The sequence below is a fragment of the Aureimonas altamirensis genome, assembly GCF_001463885.1.
Taxonomy (GTDB): domain Bacteria; phylum Pseudomonadota; class Alphaproteobacteria; order Rhizobiales; family Rhizobiaceae; genus Aureimonas; species Aureimonas altamirensis.
This window is the reverse complement of sequence record NZ_BBWQ01000021.1, coordinates 72,966-98,311: the sequence shown is the minus strand read 5'-3', so window position 1 is coordinate 98,311 and position 25,346 is coordinate 72,966. Positions and strand designations below refer to the sequence as shown.

Sequence of the window (25,346 nt, the reverse complement as noted above, 5' to 3'; positions counted from 1 at the left end):
GGTCTCGAGACCCGCCGTGTCGAAGCCGGCACCTTCCAATGCCTGTCGCATCTGCTCTTCTGGCACCCGCGACCCTTCGATACCCATCAACGCCAGATAGGCTTCCTCGTAGCGGTTCTGATACCCGGCCGCCAACGCCAGCTTTGCGCCATAGACCGAAGACTGCGCGAGGATCGGCCAGTCCTTGTAGACGTGACGCACATTGCCGTCCGATTCCAGCACCGTATTCAGCGGCTCGACGGTGCGCTTGCAGAAAGGACAGTTATAGTCAAAGAACGAGACGATCGTCAGGTCGCCGTTCGGGTTGCCGCCGACCGGCGCCTCCGGGTCGTTCAGGATCATCTCGGCTGACATGTCGTCGGCACGCACGGGCATGGCAAAGCCGGCGGCAGCGAGCGCCGCCAGGCCCGAGAGCAAGGTCCGCCGACTCAATGCACCGCGGAACGGCGGCCTACCCATAGCGAAAGGATGAGGTCTACGTGTGCAGAGGCGCCGATCGTGCATGGTCTCAAAGCTCCAGATCATGGATATTGAACCGAGCGCACTCTCCCGAGCTTAAGACAGTCTTAAGGACCGCATTGAGCCGAAGATGCGACGGCAGTTTATCCTGACTCCGGACTATCGGGTGAACGGCCGCAACCGCCGCATGAGATCGCGCCTGCTGAACGGTCCGACCGAACGGGTGCCGTTGTATTCCTGTCCGGTGGCTGCATCCACGACGAAGAATGTCGGCGGGCCGCTCGCTCGAAGGTGGGAGAGGAGCTGGCGGTTTCCCTCGTCCATCGCCGTGACGTCCACCTTGACGAGAGGGACAGCCTCAAGGTGTTGCAGCACAGCAGGGTGGGCGAGGATTTCCCGCTCAATGCGGTGGCACACCGCGCACCAATCCGCACGGATGTCGATGAGCGCGAAGCTATGTGTTCGTGCGATCTGCTCCAGTCTCTCCCGGTAGGAAGCGACGTCCGTGACCATTGCAGCCGGATTGGCGGCGGCCATCCCGCTGGGAGTCGCCAACAATCCTACCGGCACCACCAGGCCCCCGAGCAGAAGCTCGCGGCGGGTCCATTGGTCATTCTTGCGTCGAGCATCAGCATCGATGCCGCATCCAACACCTTCCGCGGACGCTACGGCGTTGTTTCTTAAAAGTCGCGTCCGCATCCTCGTCTCCTTCACAGGACCGGCGGCAAAGCGGGCGTTCCTTAAGGCCCGCTTAAGGGCGGAAAAGTGCTCCTCGCCTGCGACGCAAGCCCGCGTTTCCAACAAAGTGCCCCCACCCAATCGAAAACCTGTTCGGCCGGATCACTTGAGCCGCAGGCCGGCGCCTGAAGTCCCCGCCGCTTCGCTATCTTCGGCCGCGCTTACCTTAAGCTGCTCTTAAGATGGGCATCGTGCTGTGCGGCCTGATTGATCGCAAAGCAGAGAGCGTACGAAACGTGAGCAAGCTACCGACACCCGCAATCGCGCGACGCGCTTTCCTCATTGGCGCCAGCGCAATGACTCTCGCCGGATGCGTTTCCACGAGGCAAACACCGCAAGTCGCGCAGCCGGTCTCGATGCCTCCTCCGCCGCCGACGCCCCCGATGTACTACGCACTGCCGAACGAGCGCTTCCCGATCCCGGAAGTCGACGTTTCCAAGGTCGATCCGAAATGGTGGCGGACGGAAGTCGACTATCCAACCGATGAACGAGCCGGAATCGTCATCGTCGATACGCCAAACCGTTACCTCTACCACGTTCAGCCTCACGGCCGCGCAACCCGATACGGTGTGGGTGTCGGCAGGGACGGTTTTTCGTGGGCTGGTCGAGGGCGTCATATCGCATACAAGCGGGAATGGCCGCGCTGGACACCTCCCGATGAAATGGTTGCGCGCCAACCCGAGTTAGAGCCCTACTCAATCGCCAATGGCGGCATGGACCCGGGGCTGAAAAATCCACTTGGAGCACGCGCCCTCTACATTCATGAAGGAAACCGGGACACGATCTATCGCATCCACGGAAACCCGGAATTCTGGACCATCGGCCAGGCCGTTTCATCAGGATGCATCCGGATGATCAATCAGGATGTCATCCACCTCGCCGACAACGTTCGCGACGGGAGCCCGCTGGTTGTGATAGCAGATCCGGCTATGGGGCATCTTTTGGTGGGATAGCTTCGTCGCGCGGCGAGAAGATCACTCCCTGCGTTGGCGCATCCTGCTGGCACTCCATCTTCTTGAAGATGAGTTGGCTGCGCCCCGCACCATGTATGTGCAACGGGTCACGCGGCGTTCGCCATCACCGCTTGCAGCCCTCCGCAATCGCGATTCTGAAGTCGTAGGTGCCAACCACTCCGCCCGAGCGCCAGTTCGACGATCGCGAGACCGAGACCGCTGCCGACCGGTACTTTGTTGCGGCCGCGAAAGAAGCGTTCGGTGACGCGGGCCAACTCCTCCTCGGGGATACCGGGACCATCATCCTCGATGATCATCTGGCCCTCTTCGGCGGGGCCGGCCACACGACACCTGACGACGCCTCCGGGCGGCGAATGGTTCACAGCGTTCTCCATCAGATTCCGGGCAGCAAGAGCGAACAGATCCGGCTCGATGTCCAGCTCGATGCGGTCAAGATCAGGGGAAACCTCGACCGCAACGCCCCTGGTCGGATCTGCTAATTCGTCCGCGAGCGCTCTCAGTATACTCCCGGGCCATACCTTCCCACTACGCTCGCCCTGGTCGAGCGCCTCAACCGCCGACATATCCAGCAATTGCCGAACGAGCCGGCCGGTGCGGTCTACGCCAACCATGATCTGACGCAATGCCTGCTCGCGGATCGTGCCATCGCCGCTTGCAAGCGCGACCTGCGCCTGCGTCTTGAGGCCGGCCAACGGCGTGCGCAGTTCGTGGGCGGCAAAGGCGGTGAAGTTGCGCTCGCGTTCCCGAAGCCCGGCCACGCGTGCAAACAATCCGTTGAGCGACTGCAAGACCGGCGCAATCTCCTTCGCGGTCTGCACGTCCTCGATCGGGCTGAGGTCGGAGGCGGGTCGTGCTTCCAGGTCGCCTGCGATCTTCCTTAGCGGCTCAAGGCCGCGCCTGACGCTGAGCCAGATCAGGACAGCAAGAACCGGCAACATCAGCAGGACCGGCAGGAGAAGACCGCGGATGACGTCGTTCACCAACCCGTTACGGATACTCAGATTGTCGCCGACCAGAACGCGAACACCGCGCTCGGTATTGGTGATTGCATAAACCCGCCACCGCTCACCATTTATCACGGTTTCGGAGATCCCGTCGGTGTGCTCCGACATTGCTTGATCGGGCGCCGCATCCGATCGCCCGATCAATGTCCCCTGCAGCGACCAGATCTGGCACGAAAGCTGGCGGTCATAGGCGCTGTGGCCGCGCACCGGCAGATCGGACGTGATCGTTTGCGTCGGATCGATGGCGATCTCCTGGCTGACGATCAATGAGGAAACCATCCGGCCGGCTTCCATCAGCCGCGCGTCGAGAACCCGTTCCACCTCCGCGCGCGTGGAAAGGAAAATCCAGACGACCGCCGACAGCCAGACGAGACCGGTGGTCAGGGCGAGGATCAGGAACAGCCGTTTGGAGATCGACGGCATCACGGTTCGTCTCCGAGGCGATAGCCGATCCCACGGACGGTCTGGATCATGCCCGGTCCCAGCTTGCCGCGAAGATGATGGATGTGGACCTCGACAGCATTGCTCTCGACCTCCTCCTGCCAGCCGTAAAGCTTCTCCTCGATCTGGCTCCGCGACAGGATCCGGCCGGGATGGATCATGAGGGCATGCAAAATCGAGTATTCGCGCCGCGACAGGCGGATGGGTTCGCCTTGGTGTTCGACATTCTGGTTTGCAGGATCGAGCCGCAGGCCGCGCCATTCGATAAGCGCCTGCGGCCGGCCAGCGGCACGGCGGACGAGCGCGCGCAGCCGCGCCGCGACCTCGTCGAGGTCGAACGGCTTGCCGAGATAGTCGTCGGCCCCCGCATCCAGTCCGTGAATCCGGTCGGCGACCTGATCACGCGCAGTCAGGAGGAGGACGGGCGTGGCGTCCTGCCGTTCCCGCAGGGATTTCAGCACGTCGAGGCCGGAACCGTCGGGAAGCATCAGGTCAAGCACCAGCGCATCGAACTCATGGTTCGTGAGAGCTGCGCCGGCTTCTTCGCAGGTTTTGACCGCATCGGCGGTGAAGCCGCCAATCGAAAGGCCCACCGTCAATCCGTCTCTGAGGACGGCATCATCTTCGACTATCAGCACGCGCATGGTTATCACCCGAGGTTCCAGGTCGCATTTCTATACGAGGCTTAAGGCAGCCTTAAGGATCGAACTTGAGCGCGCTCGATATCGTTCGGGGATTGGGCGCCTGTGATGTACCTCATCTTACCTGAGCCAAGAGTCGGACGTCTTCGAGACTTGGAATCGCGCCGGCAAAAACGCCGTTCTCGCCCTGATCCTTATGGGCATCTCCAGCCCAGCGCCGAAACAAAACGCTGGCATGGCGGCAGTGTACCCGTCATTCCGGCCCTCCTGTCCATCGGGCTGTTGCTGGTCGCGGTGAAGGAACTCGCCCGGCCTGAAACGATACGCGGGTCCACTTGTCTGCCCGAGCCAGTTGGGCAATGCGCATTGGAGACGGACTCGAATCAGTTCGGCTCGCCGAGGCATCGTCCGGCTGGTGTTCAGGCGATCATCCCGTCCTGCCTGCTCAGGCGTCATTCGTGTTGACCAGGTGTTGGCCAAGCCCAAAAAGGGAAGGGCCACCCGAAGATGGCCCTTACTCAATCCTTTGATTTCCTTTAGAAATCTGAAGAGAGCGAAGGGATTCGAACCCTTGACTCCAACCTTGGCAAGGTTGCTATGCGGCGGCCCGAAACAGCAAGTTATGATGGGTGCGCCCTCCCGCAACCACCGATTCAGACATTCGCGTAGCATCCGCTGCGGTTTTTTCGTTTTTAGACGTCTTTCCAATGACTTGCCGCTCCGTCTATTCGAGGATCGTCGCCAGATCACCATGCAGAGTGGCGTAGAGCCCCCCGCGTTCGGGCCCCGGCGTCAGCACGATCTTCTCGATCAGCATCCGCAAAGCTTCGGCCGCCTGCGGCCGTTCGTCGGGCCGATCCAGCGCGCCGGCGAGCACCGCGACCTTCTTCGCATAGATGGCTGATGCGCTAGGAAATTAATCAGCCTCGCCGGTCCATCCTGTTCCGACCGATATTACATTCAGACCAACGCCCGCATGAACGACCCAATCAAATCGTCGACCTCGATGTCCTCGGGAAGCCGCCCCTGCAGCGCGAAGCCAGACCAAAGGGCAGAGAATCCTAGCGACATCAGCATCGGTGGCAGTTTTGTCTCCACGCCATGGTGCTTTCGAATCGTTTCTATTGCGTGGGCAATGAGAGCATGCTGGGCAGCGCGCCATCGATTATAGTTCGTTGCGAACCCGGTGTCTCTTAGCGCGTGGACCTGGAATTCGAGCATCACCAGCGTGCCGGCCGTATCGTCCTGCATGGATTTCAGCCATTCGCCCAGCCGCTCGATGGTGGTTTCGAGTGGTCCTTCCCCAAGCAGAATGGCCTCCATCCGGTCTAGCCGGCCCCGCATGAGTTTTTCAAGCACCGCCTCCAAGAGAGCGTTCCGCGTCGAAAAATTGGAATAGAATGCGCCTTGCGTGTAGCCCGCTCGCTCGGTGATGTGGCGCAGTGAAGCGCCGGAAATCCCGTTCTCGAAAATCTCTGCGGTCGCTGCGGCAATCAGCGCCTCGCGTGTAATCTGCCTTCTGTCGGCGTGCTTCATGGTCGTCTTCCCGATCGGTGCCTTCGTAATTATATGCCGCTTGACATCTAAATATCAATTGATATCTATCTGCATCGGGTCAAGGATGCCACCGTCATGAAATCGAGAATCGCCCTCATCATCGCCGTCGTCGCCCTTGCAGGCATTGCGGCCCTGTCGATCTGGGCCTCGCTGGCTCCCGCCGCCGTCCTCGTTCAGGGGGAGGTGGAGGCGACGCGAGTCGACATCGCGCCGAAGGTCTCCGGCGAGATCGCCGCGGTGCATGTCAACGAAGGCGAGCGCGTCGAGGCGGGCACGCTTCTGGTTGAGCTCGAAAGCCCGCAGCTCATGGCCGGCCTCGCTTCAGCGGAAGCTGCGGCCGGGGTTGCGCGCGCCGATCGCGCGCGGATCAACAGCACCCGTCCGGAGGTCATCGCCGCACGCCGGGCCGAACTCGAAAAGGCTGAGGCGGATCTCGTTCTGGCCAGGCAAAGTTATGACCGCGTCTCGGTTCTGACCGAGCGCTCGGCTGCCTCGCAGCAACAGCTCGACAGCGCCGAGAATTCGCTCTCCGCAGCGCAGGCCGCCGTAGCCGCCGCCGAGGCGAACCTGACGCTGGCCATCGACGGAGCGAGCTCCGAGGAGCGGGCGGTCGCCGATGCTCAAGTCCAGCAAGCCGAAGCCTCCCTCAATCAGACCCGTACCGATGTCGGCGAATTGTCCATCTCCGCGCCGATCTCCGGCGAGGTCGTCAGCCGGGTCGCCGAGGTCGGGGCGCTCGCCGCCGCCGGGGCGCCGCTGCTGTCCATCGTCGATCTCGACAATGTCTGGTTCACCTTCAACCTGCGCGAGGATCTGCTGGACGGCCTGACGGTCGGCGACCGGCTGCACGCCCGGGTTCCCGCCATCGGCGGGCGCGATGTCGAACTGCGCGTTACCTCGATCAGCGCGCTCGGCGCCTATGCCAACTGGCGGGCGACGCGGGCGACGGGGGATTTCGACCTGCGCACCTTCCGCATCCGCGCCCGCCCGGTCGAACCGGCCCTGGGCCTGCGCCCGGGCATGAGCGCCATCATCGACTGGCGGACCGGCCATGCCGGCCGCTGAAAAGCCGATGCGGCCGGGAGTCGCGCTGGCCGCCCGGCGCGAGCTGCGCCGCATCGCCCGCCGTCCCGCCCTGTCCTTTTTCGTGCTGGCCTTTCCGCTGCTGATCTTTCTCGTGCTGGCCTCGATCTTCCGGGCGGGCGTGCCGACGGATCTGCCGGTGGCCGTGCTCGATCTCGACCGCAGCAGCCTTTCGCGCCAGATCGTGCAGGCGGTGGATGTGGCGCCCGAGGTCGCGGTCGCCTGGCGTCCGCTCGATCTGTCCGAGGCGAGGCATCTGGTCCTGAGCGGGCGGGCTTACGGCGTCGTGCTGGTCCCGGCGGAGTTCGAGCGCGACCTGCGCGCCGGGCGCCAGCCCGAGGTCGTGCTGTTCTACAACAACCAGTTCATGACCCCGGGCAGCGCCGTGGCGCGCGGCGTGCAGACCGCGCTCGCCAATGTGAACGCGGGCATCGCGGTCTCGATGCGCGTCGCGCGGGGCGAGGCCGCTCATCAGGCCGCTGCGGCGGTCAACCCCATTCCGGTGCAGCAAAGCCCGCTTTTCAATCCCACCCTGGACTATGTCCATTTCCTTCTGGCCGCCCTGATGCCCGCCGCGCTCCAGATCTTCATCTGCGCGGCGACCGCCAACGCCATCGCGCTCGAACGGTCGAGGCCGGGCGGGTTGCGGATCATGGCGCGGATCGGCGGCGGGGTAGTTCCGGCGATGCTGGGCAAGCTCCTGCCCTATACCGTCATCTTCGCCACCGTTCTCGCCGTGGGCGACGCGCTGCTGCTGCGGGTCTACGACATGCCGTTCAACGGCAGCCTGCCGATCCATCTGGCTGGCGGACTGCTCTTCATCCTCGCCTATCAGATGATGGGCGTGGCCTTCGGCCTGGCATCTCCTACGGTTCCGATGGCGCTCGGCATGGCGGGTATCTTCACCGCGCCGGCCTTCGGCTTCATCGGGGTCAGTTTCCCGCGCCTCGCCATGCACGGCTTCGCGACGTTCTGGAGCGCGCTGCTGCCGCTGACCTGGTATATGGACCTGCGCGTGGACCAGATGCTGCGCGGCGTGCCGGTGGATCTCTCGCTGGCATCGCTGGGGGTCCTGGGCTGGGCGGTGCTGGCCTATGCGGGCCTCGCCGCGCTGCTGCTGGCCGTCCGGCGGCCCCGCGGCGCCTCCCCGAAGATGGAGGCCGCGGCATGAGAACCTGGCTCGCGGAGTTCCGGGACGCGTTCGCCGCCATCTTCACGGACCGGGCCGCCTTTTCGGTCATGGTGCTGGCCATCGTCGTCTACGGCCTGCTCTATCCTCAGCCCTATCTGGGCGAGGTGGTGCGCGAGGCGCCCGTCGTGGTGGTCGATCAGGACAATTCCGCCACCTCGCGGGAGCTGCTGCGCCGGATCGACGCCCATGACACGGTGGAGATCGCCGGTTCGGTGCCCGACATGGTGGCCGCGCGCCGCGCGCTTCAGGAAAGGCGGGCCTTCGCGATTCTGGTGATCCCCGAATTCTTCGAGCGCGACCTTCTGGCCGGGCGCAGCGCGCCCGTGGCCGCCTATGGCGATGCGAGCTATTTCCTGCTCTACAATTCGGCGATGACCGTCGTGACTTCGGTGACCCGCCAGATGGGGGCGGAGATCGCCGCCGCGCGGATGGTGCAGCAGGGCAGGGGGGCGCAGGCTTCGGCGGGCATCCAGCCCATGACGGTGACGGCGGTCCCCCTGTTCAATCCCCAGGGCGGATATGCCAGCTATGTCGTCCCCGCCGCGGTCGTTCTCATCCTGCAGCAAACCCTCCTGATGGGCGTTGCGCTGCTCAACACCGGGGCGGCGAACGCGCGCTACAGCGAACGGCCGTTCACCGCCGTCACCGCGAGAACGGCGGCCTACGGCCTGCTTTACGGCATATGGATGTTCGCCTATCTGGTGTTCCTGCCGGCCATTCTCGGCGTGCCGCGGATCGGCGGCCTGCTCGATCTTGTCATCCTCGGCATTCCCTTCATCCTGTCGACGGCGTTCCTCGGGCTTCTGCTGGCCGCAGTCCTGCCGGTGCGCGAATGGGCGATCCTCGCCATGATGGCCATGGGCATCCCGCTCTTCTTCCTGTCGGGCGTGGCCTGGCCCGTCGAGATGCTGCCGCACTGGATGCAACGGATCGCGCTTGCCGTCCCCAGCACCTCGGCCATTCCCGGCATGGTCCGCGTCAACCAGATGGGGGCGTCCTGGCAGGACGTGCTAACCCAGGTCGCGATGCTCTGGGCGCTGACCGCCATCTACGGCGCCGCCGCCCTTGCGGCGCTGCATCTCGCCTGCGAGAGGCGCGGGCTTCGGGATCAGGCCACGGACCACAACCACGGTTAAGGGCGGCTGGTCACGCCGCCCAGCCCCTGCTTCCGATCCAGCGCAACGCGGTGAGGGAAGGCATGAACATGTATTCGCCTCCACGCAGACGGTTGAAGGTCGTCACCCCGTCGATGCGGCGGCGCACCGGATCTGCCGGAATGGTGAACATGCCCGGCTCCTCATGCAGACCGACAATCGGATCTGGCTCGGTACCGAGGTCGATGAAGTTGCCGCGGTTGATCCACTCCTGTTGCAGGAACTCCACCGTGTCATAGGCCCGCGCGCTGATGAAGATGAAGAACAGGCCGCGCTCGTCCGGCCGGTCGTCGGCCGCGATCACATCTGGCGTCCATTTCGGGCCGAAGGTGGACGATCGCCGGATGATGCGGTGGATGTTCTCGTCCGTCAGGATGCTCAGGTCGCTGCCGCGCGGGTTCATCCGGCGCATATGGCTGGAATGCGGGCAGACGAAGCCCCTCACGTCGTCGTTGAAATCGAAATCGTTGTTACGCAGGCGATCGGCGCCGAGATCCGCATCGTCGCCGTCCGGGGAGAGCGGCAACGGCGCGCCGGAGCGCCAGCGTCCGAACATCTTCGCCGCCAGCGCGTGCCGGGCTTCGGGATCTTCGGCCTGCGCGCGCAGGAAGTCGTTGAAGGCGCCGACACGGCTGTCGTATTTGCGCAGGACGACGAAGGAGCCGTTGCGCCCGAGCGGATCGGGCGAAGGCATCGAGACGGGCTCTCCGGTCTCGCTCTTCTCGCCAAGGACGAACTCGCCCGCCGCGATTGCGCGCTCCTTCCCCGGTTGCGGATCGACCCCGGCGCCCGCGACCGTCGGCTGCGAGATGGAATCGCGGAAGCCGAACGGGTTTTCGGCATCCTCGTCTGCGCCGAACTCATGCGTGCCCACCAGCGTGACGCCGGTCGAGGCGCCGAGTTCGGCCATCGCCTTTTCCACGGCGGCATCCAGCGCGTGTTTGTCCGCGGCATAGATGGTCAGCGCGATGTGGCAGTTGTTGTTCTTGTAGGCGGGCTCCCATGTTTCGGGCGCGTTCTCGCCGAAATCATGAAGCTGGGTCGCGCGCCCGGCCATGCCCTGCCGGAAGCCTAGTGGGAACGAGTTAAGCGACTCTTCGGGCAGACCGAGGGCCTTCAGCCCCGCATGGCTGATCGCGACGCCGGTCCAGGCGCTGAGATCGTCGGCCCAGTCATGCGCCGAGGGGATGTGTTCAGCCAGCCGTTCGATCAGGCCGCGCCCACCCTCGGCCTCGTCCACATGCAGCATGGCATGAATGCCGACATAGGGCTCGGGGCGCGAGCGCAGGATCAGAGCCTGGATATCGTCAAGCTGGAGCGTGACCCGGTCGCGACGGAAACGGTCTTTCAGGTGCTTAAGGATGCCCATCAGTAATCGACCCCCTGCGGAACGGCGATGACCTCGGAGAGCTTTGCAAGTGCCTTGCGCGTCGTGGCGTCCATTTCGGCATTGGCCGACATGGCGTCGAGGAATTCTGCGACTGCCTTGTCCATCCGCTGATAGCGGCGCACGTCGACAACCGTGACCTGCGGATTGGCCACGAACCAGCCTGCCGCGTCGATCTGGTGTTCGGCGATGAAGTCCTTCACCTCGGGCGAGGTGATGCCGGGCCAGCCCTCGACATTGGCGAAGAGCAGGTCCATCAGTTCCGGGATCTTGGTCGCGAAATCGTTGATATAGGTGTCCCAGTCGCCGTCATAGGCGGTGGCAAAGATGATACGCGTGTCGTTGTCGAAAAAGACGAAGCGCATGTTGTGCAGGGTCGAGACCCTTTGTGCACCATCGAAATTTCCGTTCGTCAGGTTGAAGAGACGGCGCAGGCGATCGGCTCCGCCGGGCTTGAGATCGGCGATCGCCGTCAGTTCCGAAACATTGCCCGACTGCCGCCCGGCGCGCCCTGCGGATTTCGAGCTGCCTTCGAACAGCGGATTGTGGTCGCGGATCAGGCTGTTGATCTTGATCTGGGCCAGCGTCGGCGCGTCCGCCGCGATCTCCCTGGCGATGCGGCGGAATTCGGCGAGCCGGGACTCGTCGTCCAGACGCGGGTCTTTGGTATCGTTCGACATGAGTGGGGTCTCCTGCTTGGTCGAATGTGTCGGTCAGTCGGGAATATCGGCCAGCGCCGATGGCTCCGCGCGCGGCACGGCATTCAGCCGGTGACGCTGCGCGGAAGAGGATTCATAGGCCGCCTTGCGCACGCGCATGATCGAACCCAGCGGACGATGCGCAGCCACGCCGTTCCAGGGATTGAAGGCCAGATGGTCGTCGCCGTGTACGCGCCGGGCCGGCGACAGCACGTCCTGCGGCTTGAACCGCAGCGTCGCCACCGGCACATGCGGCGAGGCCTCGGGATCCCACAGGATTGCGGCATCCTCGACCGGCATGTTTTCGGCATCGGTGCGAAGCTGGGCGCGCAGTTCGTAGGTTGCGCCGCCGCGCGCGAAATGCGCCGCGACCGCCTCGCCCATGGCGGAAAAGCCGTCGCCGATTTCCTGCCCTGCCAGCGCCGCGACCTCGTCCAGCGGCGCAAGCGACAGCTTGGCGACGAAATCGCCGTAGCGGATCGCCGCCTGTGTATGAAACGTCTCGCCCAGCATATGCGCCCTGTCGCGGGCCAGTCCCTGCAAGGTCGCGTCCGGCGTCGCGCCGACGGCCCGCACCAGCCTTTGCACCCCGCGCGCGGTGGCGGCCGAAGCCTTCTGGACCGCTTCGGGCGACCTTGCCCTGCGTTCGAGAAGCGTCAGCATCTTTTTGTATTTCTGCACTGTCCCGAAGGCGAGGACGGGAAAGTTCACCATCAGGAAGTCCTGATTGGCGCCGCCAAGCCCGGGCACGAGACGCTCGCCCTCGACGCCGATGATCTTGATCGCGAAGCCGCGCGGTTCGGGAATGTCGTCGCTGTGGATATCGCCGGGGGCCGACGAAAGCCGGGCCACGACCTCGTATTCGCGCGGGGCGACGAATATCCCCTGTGCAAGCTCGGGCGCGAGCCCTTCGTGGACGCTGATGCGTCCCTTGAGGATCGCATGGCTCTTGGCGTGCGCGTCGCGGTGGGCGTGGCGGTGATGCTCGGCGTTCCGCGCCTGAGCCGCCGCCATACGGGACACGATGTCCCGGACGATGCGGTCCTCGTCGGGCTGAAGCTTCTCGGTCGCCGCCGTATAGGGGATATACAAACCTGCGGTCCCTTCGTCTGGGTGAAGGCGCGCCGTGCAAGGCAGATCGCCCGGCGCACCGTTTCCTCGATGCATGGGAGGATAATGCGCGAGGACATTTCAGGTTTCATTCGATATCTGGAATTTTGCTGAAACGTGTCCGAAAATGTAGCACTGACGGTTCCGGGCGATTCACGATGTGAACTCATCCGCCGCGAAAGCATTGGAATCGCAGGAAAACGGAACGAGGTTCATGGATGACGCCCCAAAACGTCTCTCCCGCCGGCAAATGCAGCAGGCCACGCAGGCGCAGCTCAAGAAGGCCGCCCTGCACATCATCTCGTCCGGCGGCATAGCCGCTGCTTCCATTCGCGGAATCTGCCAGCGCGCCGGTTTCACACAGGGCGCGTTCTACTCGAACTTCGCGACCAAGGAGGAGTTGCTGCTGGCGCTCGTGGAGGACCACACGGCGGCGCTGGCGGCGGAGTTCCAGTCCATCATCGACGAAACGAAAGGTCTTTCACTCGACGCAAGCCTGCAACGCATGGCGTCTCGCATGGCCGAACTGGCGCGCAACCCGACCCTGTCGCTGATGATCGTCGAACTGCATCTGCACGCGCGCCGCGATGCGGAATTCGCCGCCCGCTTCGAGCCAGTGAAGCGTTACTATCGCGCCGAGTTCACCCGCGTCACCGAGAACTTGATCGCGGTCCACGGGCTCAGCCCGAAGATCACGGCCGACCAGCTCGCCGCCATGCTGATGGCGCTGTGGTCGGGTGCGACGCTCCAGATACACCCGCAGGAGATGTTGACGGCCGAGGAGCATCTGCTTCTGGTGTTCAAGGTGGTGAGCAAAGGGTAGCGGCATCTGCGACCGCGCTGTCGGATTTCCGCGCTCGCGCATGGCCCGAGGCCGACATCGCAGGGGATCGAACCGCGAGCAGATTTCTTGAAATCATCGTTCGGAGCTTGTGGGCGGGCATATTGCGCCTGCATTCATTAATGACTACACTCATTAATGAATGCACTCATTTACAGGCCGGGAACGTTATGACCGCCGCTGCACTTTCATCGCCTCCCGCCGGGCGTCGCGACCGGAACATGTGGGAAAAGCGCCGGCGCATTTTCGATGCGGCGACAGCGCTGTTCGATGAACGCGGATACCACGCCGTGACCACGCAGGAGGTATCGGAGCGGGCCGACATCGCCGTTGGCACCCTGTTTCGTTACGCAGCGACGAAGAACGAGCTTCTTCTGCTGATCTACAATGAAAAGTTGCGCCACGCGCTCGAACGCGGGGCCGAACGCGCGCGCCATTCGGACGATCTCGTCGACGCGATCATGAAGCTGATCTCGCCGATGGTCGCGCTCGCCTCCGATACCAGCAGGGAGAACGGTCGCGCCTATCAGCGCGAACTGTTGTTCGGCGCGCCGGGCGAACCCCATCGACAGGAAGGTCTGGCGCTGATCGCCGGCCTTCAGGAATCGATTTGCACGCGACTGACCGGGCAGGCGATCCGCGAGGGCCTGCCAGCCGACGCCGACGCCGCGCGTCTGGCCGGTAGCTCCATATTCGCGGTGACGCATCTCGTCATATCGCGAGCCTCCACCGGCGCGCATCCGGAACACGATCCGATGGAGGATCTTCGCGCTCAGGTCCGGCAGATCGTCCATGGGTATTTTGCCGCCCTCTCCACATCCAACCCCCGGCGCAGGGACGGCTCCGATGAAGAAACGAAGGGAGATCAGTAATGACGGATATCAGGAAGGTGACGGTGCTCGGCACGGGAGTGCTCGGCGCCCAGATCGCGTTTCAGACCGCCTGGAGCGGTTTCGAGGTCACGGCCTACGACATCTCAAAAGAAGCGCTCGATCAGGCGCGCCAGCGATTTGCGGGGCTTGTCGTAACCTACGAGGCCGAGGTTAAGGATGCGGCGGGCGGCAAGGCCGCCGCCATCCCCGGACGCATCCGCCTCACCACCGATCTCGCCCAAGCGGCGGCCGATGCGGACCTGGTGATCGAGGCGATCCCCGAGGTTCTGAAGATCAAGCAGGACACCTATGCTAAGCTGGGCGTGCTGGCTCCCGAGAAGACGATCTTCGCCACCAACTCATCGACCCTGCTGCCGAGCGACATCAAGGATTCGACCGGAAGGCCGGACCGCTTTCTGGCGTTGCACTTCGCCAACAGCATCTGGAAGTTCAATACCGCCGAGATCATGGGGACCGAAGACACATCCCCGGCGATATTCGACGCGCTCGTCGCTTTTGCCGCCGATATCGGCATGGTGCCGATTCCGATCCGCAAGGAGAAAGCCGGCTATGTGCTCAATTCCCTTCTCGTTCCCTTCCTCAATGCGGCCGCCAATCTTGCGGCGGGTGGTTATGCCGATCCTCACGATGTGGACAAGGTCTGGCGCATCGCGACGGGCGCACCGATGGGGCCGTTCCAGATCTACGACATCGTCGGCCTGAACACGCCCTACAACATCCTGTCGAACGGCGACGAGAACGCGCGCAAGATCGCTGCCTGGCTCAAGGAAAACTACATCGACAAGGGCAAGCTGGGTAGGGCATCCGGCGAAGGCTTCTATTCCTACGAAACGGTCGACTGATAGGGCGGTAACCCCACGCCGCGCGCGTCATTACGGGGCGGGGCGGGCATCACGCCTGTCGTCATGCCATCACCGTGCGCTGCTTCCTCGGGTTTGACGGTAACGACCACACCGGTTGCCCTCCGGCGCAAGCTTTTGCGCGCCCACCGTTCCGTCCCCTTGGGAAACGCAATTTCCTCGAGTCGCGGACCAACCGGCCGGGGATTTCGAACGACGAATTGACTCATATCAAATGTTATCTGAATAACATGTGATATCTGTAATTCCGGATGCTCGACTGGCATCCAGAACCCAAGCAACGGAAGGAGACATTATGTCCGACTTGCCGCAAGCCCCGAAATCCGCACCTGTGATAGAGGCCAATATCGGGCAGGCCTTCTGGCGGAAGGAACCTTTGGAAACGCTGCCGCCACCCGACACCATGGGCCCTTACATGCGTAACCGCCCGCTACCTGTGACACCGGTCGAGGGACGCAAGGCCTGGATCATCGGCAGCGGCATCGCCGGCCTCGCCGCAGCCTTCTACATGATCCGTGACGGGCGGATGAAGGGTGAGGACATCACCATCCTCGACACGATGGATATCGCCGGTGGCTCGCTCGACGGCGCCGGCAATGCCGAGGAGGGCTACATCGTCCGCGGCGGTCGCGAGATGAACTGGAACTACGACAACTTCTGGGACCTGTTCCAAGACGTCCCTGCGCTGGAACTGCCGGAAGGCTACAGCGTGCTGGACGAATACCGGCTGGTGAACGACAACGACCCGAACTGGTCGAAAGCGCGCCTGATGCACAAGCAGGGCGAAATCCGCGATTTCTCGACGCTCGGCCTTAGCAAGGCGCACCAGTGGGAGATCGTGAAGTTGCTCCTGAAGCGCAAGGAGGAACTCGACGACATCGCCATTGAGGACTATTTCAGCGAAAGCTTCCTTGAGACCAACTTCTGGTATCTGTGGCGGTCGATGTTCGCCTTCGAGAACTGGCAGAGCCTGCTTGAAGTGAAGCTCTACATGCACCGCTTTCTCGACGCCATCGACGGGTTGACGGACATGTCGGCGCTGGTTTTCCCGAAATACAATCAATACGACAGTTTCGTCGTGCCGCTGACCCGGCTGTTGAAGGAAAAGGGAGTGAAGGTGCAGTTCGACACCCGCGCCTACGATCTCGACATGATCGGGGAGGCGGACAAGCGCACCGTCACCGCAATCCGCTGCAAGGTAGGCGGCAAGGACGAAACGATCGCGCTCGGCCCCGACGACGTGGTCGTCGCGCTGACCGGCTCGATGACCGAGGGCACGGCCTACGGCGACATGGACACCGTTCCGGTCCTGCAACGCGGCAAGGCCGAGCCCGGCGAGGACAGCGACTGGGCCCTGTGGAAGAACCTCGCCGCGAAATCGCCTGTGTTCGGCAAGCCGGAGAAGTTCTACGGTAACATCGACGGTTCGATGTGGGAATCGGCGACCCTGACCTGCAAGCCCTCGCCCCTTGTCGAGAAGCTCAAGGAGGTTTCGGTCAACGATCCCTATTCGGGCAAGACCGTCACCGGGGGCGTCATCACCTTCACCGACTCGAACTGGGTGCTGAGCTTCACCTGCAACCGTCAGCCGCATTTTCCGAACCAGCCCGACGACGTGCTGGTGCTGTGGGTCTATGCACTGCTGATGGACAAGGAGGGCAACCACGTCAAGAAGCCGATGCCCGCCTGCACCGGGCGCGAAATCCTTGCCGAACTCTGCTATCATCTGGGCATCGAGGACCAGCTCGACGAGATCGCGGCCAACACCAAGGTGCGCACCGCACTGATGCCCTATATCACGGCGCAGTTCATGCCGCGCGCAGCCGGCGACCGGCCGCGCGTCGTGCCTGAGGGCTGCGCGAACCTCGCGCTGGTCGGGCAGTTCGTGGAGACCAGCAACGACGTCATTTTCACGATGGAAAGCTCGGTTCGCACCGCGCGGATCGGCGTCTACACGCTGCTCGGCCTGCCAAAGCAGGTGGCCGATATCAGCCCGACCCAGTACGACATCCGCAACATCCTGAAAGGCGCGCGAGCGCTCAACAACAACGAGCCCTTCCCCGGCGAGCGACTGCTGCACCGGCTTCTGGGCAAAACATACTACGCCCATGTCCTGCCGCCCCTGCCGGAGAAGGACGAAGCCGCACACGCGCACGCCATAAGCGAGCTTCACGGACTTCTGGACAAGGGAGGACAGGCCCTTGCAGGCGCGGTCCTCAGCGGGATGGAGCAGTTCAGCGAAACGTTGCGGCGCAAATCGAAGTAGAATGAACCATAGAGGGGAGGCGGCAGGGCCGCTTCCCCGCCTATATGTTGATATCCAGTCACCATCATACTGGGCGTTTATGTTAGCGCGGCCTACGGGCGTTGAAGCCGCTTCGCTCATGACTTCAGGACGCGATAGAGTTCTTGGCCCTCGGATCGCCGTGATCCGCTACTTGGCGGTGTGGAACTTGGCCATCTTTTTCAGGTCCTGCACGGCAACGGCCAGATGAAAGCACCGAGGCGCCCTCAAATAGGTCGAAGGACTCAACCAATAGGGACGTTTAGGTGATCCGATCGGTTGGTAAACTACTGAACGTTCGTAAATGCCGTCAGAGACGGTTGATCCGTCTTCCGATCTAAAGCGTGTCGCCTCTGACGAGATTAAGGCTTTCCGTTGAGGATTTTGCTCAATTCCTTGCGGATTGAAAGAGAACCGCGATGGGAAAGCCGGTACCGATGACGTTGCGAGAGCGTGGTGCGGCGCTTGTGGATGAAGGCCATCGGCACCGGGAGGCGGCACGGCATTTCAGCGTATCGCCACGTTTGGTCAACGAGTTGATGAAGCTTGACGTGCCTTCGCATATCTCCCGATGCAGCGGGGGTTCCTGTATTTGGTCGCCATCATGGACTGGTTCACCCGCAAGGTTCTGGCCTGGCGCATATCCAACACCCTTGAGGCGGACTTCTGCGTCGAGGCACTGAACGAGGCCATCCACCGGTTCGGCGCGCCCGGGGTCATGAATACCGATCAGGGCAGCCAGGCCGCGATAGCCGGGCTCGGCATCGCCTCCTTGCCGCACGGGCTCTGCGCGCCTTCGATTGCAAGCGGAGAACTCCGCCGGGTTCTGCCCGACTGGTACGCGGGAGGCGCAACGACGACGATCCTCATCCCGCACCGGCGCGGCCAGCTTCCCGCGGTCCGGACAGTCGTGGATTTTCTCACCGATCGCTTGCCGGCAAAGCTGGATGGCTAGCCGCTGCCTCGCGCGGATCGCCGGTGGATCAGCGTTCCATATGCTTTGACGATCCCACCTGTGCCGCCGCCTTCCACACAATCAACATAGGCCCCGATCAGCCGATCCATCGACACCGGCTTCATGCCCGGAAACAGGTGGCCGAAATCTTCGGTCGAGTCGGCAACCATCGTCGGGCTCACGGCATTGATGTGCAGGCCGCGCGGCAGTTCGATGGCGGCCGACAGGACAAAGCTGTGCAGGCCGCCGCTGATGACCGCGCCGCCGGTGACGCCCGGCCACGCCTCGTCGGCGAATATGCCGCTGGTCAGGGTGAACGAGCCATTGTCCGCAAGGTGGCGCTGGCCGATCAGCACGAGATTGATCTGGCCGAAGAGTTTTCCGCGCATGTTCTCGAGCAGGGCGGCGTCGGTCAGTTTGGAAAAACGGTCCAGTGCGCCAGACGCGGCAACGCAGATGCAGGCGTCGACAGGCCCAATTGTCTCGTACATTTGCTCGATGCTTTCAGCCGACGTGATGTCGACCGAGACGTCGCGGCCCGAGCGGCCGGCGGCGATCACCTCGTGGCGCGTCCCGAGTTCCGCACAAAGCGGACGTCCGATCGTTCCGGACGCCCCGACGACAAGAATTCGCATCGCAATCTTCCTCCGTTGTCCATGGTGTTGGCTTGGTGAGGAAAATCGCTTGCTGCGTTTGAGAAGAGAATGCTCTATTATATGATATAGTCTTGAAGGGAATGATACATAATGCGCGGGAGCGAGTTTGCCGATCTCAAGGCGTTCGTCGCCATCGCGGAACGCGGCAGCTTCTCCGCCGCTGCGAGGACGCTGGCTATTTCGCCATCTGCATTGAGCCAGCGTATGCGCGAGTTTGAGGCCCGGTTGGGTGTGCGGCTGCTCAATCGCACGACCCGGAGCGTCGCCCTAACCGAGCAAGGACAAGCACTGCTTAACAACATCGTGCCCCTCTTCGCCGGCTTCGACCAGGCCATGGCCGAACTGACCGCCGAAGGTGCCGAGGCGGTCGGCTCGCTGCGGCTCAATCTCTCGCGCGTCGCTGCGATGTATCTGCTGGCGCCGCATTTGGGAGCGTTTCACCAAGCCCATCCGGCCGTGACCCTCGACATCACGATAGAAGACACCTTCTCGGACATTGTCGCTGGGCGGTTCGATGCAGGCATTCGACTCGGAGAAACCCTCGAAAGAGATATGGTTGCGATTCGGATGGGCGGCCAAAGGGCGTCCATGGTGGTCGCAAGCCCTGGGCTCATCGAGCGGCTAGGCAGGCCGGAAAGTCCGCTTGACTTGTATCGATTTCCTTGCATCCGCTTCCGCTGGCCTGGTGCACGGGCAATCTATCGCTGGGAGTTCGAGAAGGAGGGCGATGCCATTGAGGTCGATGTCGAAGGCCCGCTGATCGCCAACGATACCGCCGTGATGCTGAATGCCGCCGAGCAAGGGCTGGGCCTTGCCTATTTGCTGGACGTGGAGGCAAGTGCGCGCGTCGAGGCCGGTCGCCTCTTGCGGCTTCTCCCTGACTGGACACCCCCGTTCGGCGGTTTCTACTTGTATCATCCCAGTGCGAGACAGATGCCGAAGCAGCTCAGGGCATTTATCGATTTCCTCAGCGGCCGGTTGGCCGGCTGAGCAGCGTTCCAACGCCCATACGACCATCGCATTTGTCGGAACAACAGAAGCACCATTTTCTCCTTGACTTGGAGTGCGCTCTAACCCGTAGCCTTGCACGCGTCGTAACGAGAGAAGACGCGCATGAAGATCGGCGAGCTGGCGAGGCGTTCGGGTCTGTCGGCCCACACCATCCGCTACTATGAGCGGATCGGACTTTCCGGGCTTTTCAACGAGCGACACTACGTCAAACCGCGGAGCGTTTCCAATTGGCAGCGAGTACGCCAGCGCCAATCATCAGCGACCCGCCCACGCGGTTGACGACCCGCTGCACACTTGGCTTGCGGATTGATTTTCGCGCCATGGAGGCCAAAAATGCGTAGAAGACCGCATTCAGCGTCGCCAGTACGAGGAATGTCACCTCGAACACGATCATCTGCGGAAGGATCGGCTGGGCGGTGTTCATGAATTGCGGCAGGAAGGCCACGAAGAAGATGATGCTCTTCGGATTCAGGGCCGTCACTATGTAGGTATGAAGGAATATCCGGAGCGGGCGTTCCCTCGGCAAGGCTTTGGTATCCGGACTGGCTTCGCCGATCGATACGGGAGCCCGCCAGAGCTTGATCCCAAGATAGATCAGATAGGCGGCACCAATCCATTTGAGCGCGGTGAACAGCGTGGCAGAGGTCGCAAGCAGCGCGCCAAGGCCAAGCATGGAGGCCGTCATAGCGGTGAAATCACCAAGTGCAACGCCTCCAACCGTCGCGCCTGCTGCCTTCCTGCCGTGCCCAAGCGCATAGGAAATTACCAGCAATATCGTCGGGCCGGGGATCGCCAGCAACACGGCAGATGCTGCCGCGAAGGCCAGCCACAGTTCAAAGGTCATATCGTTTCTCCTGTACGGAGGTACGAGCAATCCATAGCTGTGAAAATGGTGCAAGAGGCTTCATGAATGGCTGTCGAAAATCAGGGCGGCCAGCGATCCGAGCAGGGCAATGGCTGGTATCAGGCCTACGCTCAGGACCTCGACGATCAGTTGACCTACCCAGATCGACTGACTGTACCTCCCTCGGAATTAGCGATCTCGGGAATCCGAAGATTGAGGTCGGGGAGAAGATCGATGCCTGACGACAAAATTGAGATTGAAAACATCAGTTCACCTGGCCGCCTCGTGCGGGTGAATCGGGAAAATATCATGCGATGCGGCAGGCTTTTCTCGACGTTCTGCCTCACTCAACTCCCGGACTGACAGAGGCGGAGGCGGAGGCGGAGGCGGAGGCGAAGGCGGCACTTTTGCCGAATCTCCCGGCAGACCTGTTCCCCCGAGGGGAAAAGGCCGGATGGTGGTTAGCAGCGGTCCGCCTGGATCTGGAAGCGAAGGGCATTGTCGTTCGAGAGAAAACGAAACCCTTGCGCTTTCGCAAAACTTCTACCGCCGGATAGCAGCGAGAATGATGAGATTCGATCGCGTCCTGCCATGATGCCGCAGCATGCCGTGCACGTTTCAAGAGCGGGCTGCATGGCTCCTGGCGTAGTGAGCCCGCGCCTTGGCCCTGTTGCCGCAATCGCTCATCGAGCACCACCGGCGCGATCGGTTGCGGGTCTCATCGAGGAAGACCCAACCGCAGTCGGGATCGGCACATCGGCAGACCAGATGCCGGCGCGACGACACGGCAAGGTCCAGTGCCGAGATTGCCATAGGCAGCAATGGAAACCGCAAGTCCGCATCTGATGCTGGCAGCCCCCAGACGCTTGCCTCATGGCCGCCGCCCGTGAGGCGCCCGATGGTCAGCAGGTCCTGCACCAGCGATTGAGTGACGGGCAATGCGGTCTGCTCTTTCCGCGCCGGATCGAAGGCCGCTTCGAGTTCGGCGCGTAGAGCGAGCCCGATTGAGAGGGATGCCTCTGCTGCCTCTGGCCGTTCAGCAGCAGAGCGCAACAGGTGCTCCGCACAAGCGCCATCCAGGGCTTGCGCGCCCAATGACCAGTGAACCAGTTCACCATAGCGATGGAGACGCTCCGCCATCCGTTCCGGATTGCCGCGCCACGTGGTCGTGTTGATGAAATCCAGGCAAAGCGCGCCGCCGAGCAGCTTTGGGGGTGAACTGGCATAGGATCGGGCAGCGGTATGCATGGATCTTCTCGGCGTCTTCCATCGAGTTATGTGGTGTTGGAGAGGATTGCAACCGTCAAAACGGTTAGGTGGGGTCCAACTAACCAGCTAAGGGGTTAGGGAGCCGCCTATGGAACCGCAGCCATCGTTCACCTCTGCCGGGTTCCGGCATGGTTTCTTTCGCGCATTCAGCCTGCTACCGGGCGTCCTGATTTACGGGATTGTCTTTGGCATCCTGGCCTCCGAGGCTCGGCTATCGGCACTCAATGCCGTGTTGATGAGCGCCTTCGTCTATTCCGGATCAGCCCAGATGACGGCGCTGCAAGTCATGCGCAGCGGTGCGGAATTGCTGCCGCTCGACCGCCATCTCAAGGGAAACGCATCGCCGCTCCTTGACGGAGCCATGGAGGACTTCCCGGAGGTGCGCCTGGAGGTTCGGCCCTTGGAATGAGGTACCGAGCAGCCCGTTGCCGTTCAACATCCGCTTTCAAAAAGTGATTGTCGGAAGCTGCCGTCTTGATAGGAGAGGGGACATGGCCTTTGATGAGACTGTACGGGTGAGTTAGCAGCTGACTGTCAGGCCGTTGCTGCAAAGAGTGCGCCGTCTTGGGGCGAGGCAACCACGGGATGGATTAGCTTCGCCAATTCAGCTAAGAATGATGGAGTTATGCTGGCGCCGGCGGAATAGCCAGAACCTGCAACCATCTTTACTTGCTCGGGGCGCAAGTGAAGATTAGATCTTGCCCCCGCAACCAAAAATCCGCAATGAAATCGGTTATGTAAGCCTCCTTCGGGAGGATGTCTTTGTTTGCTCCGAACCCTTCCGGAATAATATCGGAAGCATCGGCGAGCAAAGTTGTGGCCGGCTAGCCTAAAGGGCCATCGCGCTCAAAATCAGCCCAACCCTTTAAAGCAGACTGCGGACCGTCCCCCTGGTGTAGCTTATCGACAGGCATCGCAGCCTGCCGTCCACGCTGCGCTTTTGCATGTGACCTTGCCCACGCAGCCTGACGCCGCCGCTCGACTGAGCCTTCCACGGTCATGACACATAAATAGAGCCTGCAGCAGCAAAACTCTAACCGCTTCTCGCTTTTGAATCAGACAACTTTTGTAAAATAAGCCGCTCTATCCAGCCGATATATCTCGAAACAGACCGCCGCTGTGGGCCGCCTGTTTCGCGATGAAAAATAACTAGCTGTCGGCGGAAAGTAGATGTGCGATTGTAGCGACAGCCCCTGGTTCACCAAACCGCCAAGCTGTTGCCAGCAAGTCGTCTGACCGGCTCTTGCCGAGGACAGGCTCGACAAGGCTACGATATTTGTCCGCGAGGCCAGCATCGCTTACGGGATTTTCCGGGTGACCCAGAATAACTGCGGTTTCGGCATTGAGCTCTTCCCCGTCAGTCAGCGTTACTGTCAAGAATGCCGAGGCTGGCGATTGTCCGTCGACTGGCTCCAGCGTGATCTTCGGAAGGAGCTCGGTTACTGCCTTATCGTCAAAGATCGCTTCAGAAAAATCCGACCATGCCAGCTTGTAGCCGTTCAACGCCATGGCTATGCAAAAAGCGATGCTGAATTTTGCTTCCAGCGGGGTTTTCGGATCCGGGTTGCCAGCAGTTACCAGGCCGCCGGGATGGATCTTTGCAACGACGCGTTCGACGCGGCGACCTTTAAGCTGTGGCGCGATTTGTTGAGCCGTCTGGGAGGAGGCATGCGTTGCGCGGCAACTCGCGTAAAGCTTGTAGCCGTTGAGAAGGAGTTGTGACGGCCCATCGAAATCCAGCGGCGGCACATTCACGTCGCGATCCTGAATGAAGGCGTCGAGCCAGCCGTTCTCCAGTTCGTAGAGATTTGCTCCGCCGATATAGCCGTCTGCCGCAACATCGGCCGCCAGAATGCCGTCCATTGCGGCTTTGCCTGCATGGAATGGTTTACCATGCGTACCGAAGGATCCCATCAGGCCTCCGGCAGTCGTCGCTGCGTTGGCAAGGGCATGGTACGCCTGCATGGTATCCAGTTGGTAGAGGGCAGCAGCGACGGATGCGGCCCCCATGCGACCCACGACGGAGGTCGGGTGGAAGCCTTTGCGCTGCAGCTTACGGCCGATACCCGGAACGCCGCCGCCGCCCAGACGCGCCATGACCTCAAACCCGGTAATGAAGGCGTGCAATGCCGCTTCGTCGCTGAAATCCCGATCCTGTGCCAATGCGAGTGCCGTTGACCAGCAGGGGCCGCCAGGATGGCCTGCGCCAAGATAGTGTACGTCATCATAGTCCATCGCATGGGTCGCCGTAGCATTTATGAGTGCAGCAAGCGCCGGGGTTGTTGTCCCACCCAACACGATGCGCGCCTTGCCTGGTGCCCGCCACCGTTCCACCGTCTTGCGCAAAGGCTGGACGGTCTCGTCAAAGGCTGCAACCACCGTGACGCCCAGATAGTCCACGAGCGCGCGTCGCGCCTCGTGAATGACGGCATCCTCATAACGACGTGTGTGGGTCGCCGATATATACTGGCCCAATGCGGATGCGCGCGGTGGAAGGCCTGTCATCGTCTAGTCCTTTATTTTCAAGCTCAGGGTGTCGTCATGCCCGCAGCGCCGACCAGATGATCTGGAAGCTCAGCAGGGTCATTGTGATTTTGAAAGCGGCACGGAAAAGCCGTTCGGGCAGGTCGTCGAGCAGCTTTGTGCCGACCCAGGTGCCGGCAACGCCGCTTGCTATCATGGCTGCCAGCATGGGCGCCCATTGCGCGTAGGCAAAACCCAGCAAACCAAAAGCTAGTATCTTCAGACCATGTTGAACCACCATGCAGGTCGCATGTGTGGCAATCAGCGGCTGTTTGATAAGCCCACGGGCAGCAAGGAGTGCTGCTACCAGCGGACCGGTCGCGCCGACAACCATTGTGCCGATCGAGGTGATGATACCTCCACCGATGAAGTAGGCGCGGCTCACACGATCCGGCTTTGGCTTGCTGCCATGCACCGACCATAAGATGAACAGCGCCAGCACGATCTTTGCGGCCGTGTCCGGGATGATCACCGCAATCGGACTGCCTATGGCGATGCCAACGACGCTGCCGATCGTGAACCAGGCAACCAGATGCCAATTGATGAACATCCGCTGAATAACCGTGCGCCCGAAATTGGATCCGAGCTGAACGATCCCATGAACGGGCAGCAGGCTGCTCACTGGCAAGCCCGTGCTCATAATCGCAAGCATTGCCGTGCCGCCACCAAGTCCGAGAGCCGCCGTAAGGGCGGAGGTAAGAAAGCTCGCCGAGATTAACAGAACAGCAAAAAAGGGTGTCGTTTCGGGCGGAATGAGATCAGGCAAGGTCAT

At 62.1% G+C, this 25,346-nt stretch carries 26 protein-coding genes, 1 tRNA gene and 1 pseudogene; 13 read left to right on the top strand and 15 right to left on the bottom strand.

The window, feature by feature from the left end; translation table 11 throughout:
• A partial coding sequence (locus AUL31_RS16530; RefSeq protein ID WP_244489445.1) for a thioredoxin domain-containing protein occupies positions 1-417 on the bottom strand: 417 nt, incomplete at its 3' end.
• Between the two features lie 201 nt (positions 418-618).
• Entirely contained in the window at positions 619-1,158 is a 540-nt protein-coding gene (locus tag AUL31_RS16525) for a thioredoxin family protein (RefSeq protein ID WP_012092692.1), read from the bottom strand.
• A 335-nt stretch (positions 1,159-1,493) separates the two neighbouring features.
• On the opposite strand from AUL31_RS16525, the gene AUL31_RS16520 reads away from it, so the two are divergent.
• The gene (locus tag AUL31_RS16520; RefSeq protein ID WP_109707754.1) at positions 1,494-2,150 is read left to right on the top strand and encodes a L,D-transpeptidase; all 657 of its coding nucleotides are present in this window, start codon (positions 1,494-1,496) and stop codon (positions 2,148-2,150) included.
• A gap of 107 nt (positions 2,151-2,257) precedes the next feature.
• On the opposite strand, the gene AUL31_RS16515 is transcribed toward AUL31_RS16520, so the two are convergent.
• From AUL31_RS16515 to AUL31_RS16500, 5 genes are all read right to left on the bottom strand, one after another.
• Complete coding sequence (locus AUL31_RS16515) at positions 2,258-3,598, bottom strand: ATP-binding protein (RefSeq protein ID WP_012092694.1); 1,341 nt, start codon at positions 3,596-3,598, stop codon at positions 2,258-2,260.
• Positions 3,598-4,260 carry a response regulator gene (locus AUL31_RS16510; RefSeq protein ID WP_012092695.1) on the bottom strand — a complete coding sequence of 221 codons (663 nt, stop codon included), beginning with the start codon at positions 4,258-4,260 and terminating at the stop codon, positions 3,598-3,600. The genes AUL31_RS16515 and AUL31_RS16510 overlap by 1 nt, the downstream gene beginning before the upstream one ends.
• A gap of 545 nt (positions 4,261-4,805) precedes the next feature.
• Positions 4,806-4,896: transfer RNA gene (locus AUL31_RS20390), tRNA-OTHER, on the bottom strand.
• Between the two features lie 85 nt (positions 4,897-4,981).
• Positions 4,982-5,134, bottom strand: coding sequence for a hypothetical protein (locus AUL31_RS20385; protein WP_156122388.1), 153 nt, complete (start codon positions 5,132-5,134; stop codon positions 4,982-4,984).
• 83 nt (positions 5,135-5,217) lie between these two features.
• Positions 5,218-5,793 carry a TetR/AcrR family transcriptional regulator gene (locus AUL31_RS16500; RefSeq protein WP_039194784.1) on the bottom strand — a complete coding sequence of 192 codons (576 nt, stop codon included), beginning with the start codon at positions 5,791-5,793 and terminating at the stop codon, positions 5,218-5,220.
• Positions 5,794-5,889: 96 nt separating this feature from the next.
• Here AUL31_RS16500 and AUL31_RS16495 point away from each other — a divergent pair, with 96 nt between their 5' ends.
• From AUL31_RS16495 to AUL31_RS16485, 3 genes are read left to right on the top strand one after another with little or no spacing between them, the layout of a single operon-like run.
• Complete coding sequence (locus tag AUL31_RS16495; RefSeq protein WP_039194785.1) at positions 5,890-6,879, top strand: HlyD family secretion protein; 990 nt, start codon at positions 5,890-5,892, stop codon at positions 6,877-6,879.
• On the top strand, positions 6,866-8,068 hold the full coding sequence (locus tag AUL31_RS16490; protein ID WP_039194787.1) for an ABC transporter permease: 1,203 nt from the start codon (positions 6,866-6,868) through the stop codon (positions 8,066-8,068). The genes AUL31_RS16495 and AUL31_RS16490 overlap by 14 nt, the downstream gene beginning before the upstream one ends.
• Complete coding sequence (locus AUL31_RS16485; protein ID WP_060609265.1) at positions 8,065-9,225, top strand: ABC transporter permease; 1,161 nt, start codon at positions 8,065-8,067, stop codon at positions 9,223-9,225. The genes AUL31_RS16490 and AUL31_RS16485 overlap by 4 nt, the downstream gene beginning before the upstream one ends.
• A 10-nt stretch (positions 9,226-9,235) precedes the next feature.
• Here AUL31_RS16485 and AUL31_RS16480 read toward each other — a convergent pair whose 3' ends face one another.
• Genes AUL31_RS16480 through AUL31_RS16470 form a run of 3 tightly spaced genes read right to left on the bottom strand, consistent with a single transcriptional unit; the run spans position 9,236 to position 12,420 of the window.
• Positions 9,236-10,612, bottom strand: a complete 1,377-nt coding sequence (locus AUL31_RS16480) for a Dyp-type peroxidase (protein WP_039194788.1) — start codon at positions 10,610-10,612, stop codon at positions 9,236-9,238.
• Positions 10,612-11,310 carry a hypothetical protein gene (locus tag AUL31_RS16475; protein ID WP_039194789.1) on the bottom strand — a complete coding sequence of 233 codons (699 nt, stop codon included), beginning with the start codon at positions 11,308-11,310 and terminating at the stop codon, positions 10,612-10,614. Before AUL31_RS16475 ends, AUL31_RS16480 begins: the two co-directional genes overlap by 1 nt.
• 33 nt (positions 11,311-11,343) lie before the next feature.
• Positions 11,344-12,420, bottom strand: coding sequence for a catalase family protein (locus AUL31_RS16470; protein WP_192388684.1), 1,077 nt, complete (start codon positions 12,418-12,420; stop codon positions 11,344-11,346).
• Between the two features lie 232 nt (positions 12,421-12,652).
• Between AUL31_RS16470 and AUL31_RS16465 the strand changes: the two genes are divergently transcribed.
• The 5 genes and pseudogenes from AUL31_RS16465 to AUL31_RS20735 all read left to right on the top strand — a co-directional run.
• A complete protein-coding gene (locus AUL31_RS16465) occupies positions 12,653-13,261 on the top strand; it encodes a TetR/AcrR family transcriptional regulator (RefSeq protein WP_039194913.1) in 609 nt (202 codons plus the stop codon).
• Positions 13,262-13,383: 122 nt separating this feature from the next.
• A complete protein-coding gene (locus AUL31_RS16460) occupies positions 13,384-14,151 on the top strand; it encodes a TetR/AcrR family transcriptional regulator (RefSeq protein WP_197057542.1) in 768 nt (255 codons plus the stop codon).
• Entirely contained in the window at positions 14,151-15,014 is an 864-nt protein-coding gene (locus AUL31_RS16455) for a 3-hydroxyacyl-CoA dehydrogenase (RefSeq protein WP_039194790.1), read from the top strand. The genes AUL31_RS16460 and AUL31_RS16455 overlap by 1 nt, the downstream gene beginning before the upstream one ends.
• 313 nt (positions 15,015-15,327) lie before the next feature.
• Positions 15,328-17,298, top strand: coding sequence for an oleate hydratase (locus tag AUL31_RS16450; protein WP_039194791.1), 1,971 nt, complete (start codon positions 15,328-15,330; stop codon positions 17,296-17,298).
• A gap of 580 nt (positions 17,299-17,878) precedes the next feature.
• A pseudogene (locus AUL31_RS20735) lies at positions 17,879-18,271 on the top strand (DDE-type integrase/transposase/recombinase); the annotation flags it as partial.
• On the opposite strand, the gene AUL31_RS16440 reads toward AUL31_RS20735, so the two are convergent.
• On the bottom strand, positions 18,268-18,906 hold the full coding sequence (locus AUL31_RS16440) for a short chain dehydrogenase (protein WP_052194947.1): 639 nt from the start codon (positions 18,904-18,906) through the stop codon (positions 18,268-18,270). The pseudogene AUL31_RS20735 and the gene AUL31_RS16440 overlap by 4 nt on opposite strands.
• A 111-nt stretch (positions 18,907-19,017) precedes the next feature.
• On the opposite strand from AUL31_RS16440, the gene AUL31_RS16435 reads away from it, so the two are divergent.
• The gene (locus tag AUL31_RS16435; RefSeq protein WP_039194793.1) at positions 19,018-19,917 is read left to right on the top strand and encodes a LysR family transcriptional regulator; all 900 of its coding nucleotides are present in this window, start codon (positions 19,018-19,020) and stop codon (positions 19,915-19,917) included.
• Between the two features lie 123 nt (positions 19,918-20,040).
• Positions 20,041-20,217 carry a MerR family DNA-binding transcriptional regulator gene (locus tag AUL31_RS20890; RefSeq protein ID WP_082016224.1) on the top strand — a complete coding sequence of 59 codons (177 nt, stop codon included), beginning with the start codon at positions 20,041-20,043 and terminating at the stop codon, positions 20,215-20,217.
• Here AUL31_RS20890 and AUL31_RS16430 read toward each other — a convergent pair.
• Positions 20,144-20,782 carry a LysE family translocator gene (locus tag AUL31_RS16430; protein ID WP_039194794.1) on the bottom strand — a complete coding sequence of 213 codons (639 nt, stop codon included), beginning with the start codon at positions 20,780-20,782 and terminating at the stop codon, positions 20,144-20,146. The genes AUL31_RS20890 and AUL31_RS16430 overlap by 74 nt on opposite strands.
• Positions 20,783-21,096: 314 nt before the next feature.
• Between AUL31_RS16430 and AUL31_RS20885 the strand changes: the two genes are divergently transcribed.
• A complete protein-coding gene (locus tag AUL31_RS20885) occupies positions 21,097-21,339 on the top strand; it encodes a DUF6958 family protein (RefSeq protein WP_409359978.1) in 243 nt (80 codons plus the stop codon).
• Between the two features lie 61 nt (positions 21,340-21,400).
• Here AUL31_RS20885 and AUL31_RS16420 read toward each other — a convergent pair whose 3' ends face one another.
• On the bottom strand, positions 21,401-22,030 hold the full coding sequence (locus AUL31_RS16420) for a CGNR zinc finger domain-containing protein (RefSeq protein ID WP_060609261.1): 630 nt from the start codon (positions 22,028-22,030) through the stop codon (positions 21,401-21,403).
• A gap of 109 nt (positions 22,031-22,139) precedes the next feature.
• Between AUL31_RS16420 and AUL31_RS16415 the strand changes: the two genes are divergently transcribed.
• Positions 22,140-22,460, top strand: coding sequence for an AzlC family ABC transporter permease (locus tag AUL31_RS16415; protein ID WP_052194948.1), 321 nt, complete (start codon positions 22,140-22,142; stop codon positions 22,458-22,460).
• Positions 22,461-23,200: 740 nt separating this feature from the next.
• Here the strand turns inward: AUL31_RS16415 and AUL31_RS16410 are convergent.
• Both AUL31_RS16410 and AUL31_RS16405 read right to left on the bottom strand, forming a co-directional pair.
• A complete protein-coding gene (locus tag AUL31_RS16410) occupies positions 23,201-24,556 on the bottom strand; it encodes an MmgE/PrpD family protein (protein WP_060609257.1) in 1,356 nt (451 codons plus the stop codon).
• A gap of 34 nt (positions 24,557-24,590) precedes the next feature.
• Positions 24,591-25,346, bottom strand: a complete 756-nt coding sequence (locus tag AUL31_RS16405) for a sulfite exporter TauE/SafE family protein (protein WP_060609254.1) — start codon at positions 25,344-25,346, stop codon at positions 24,591-24,593.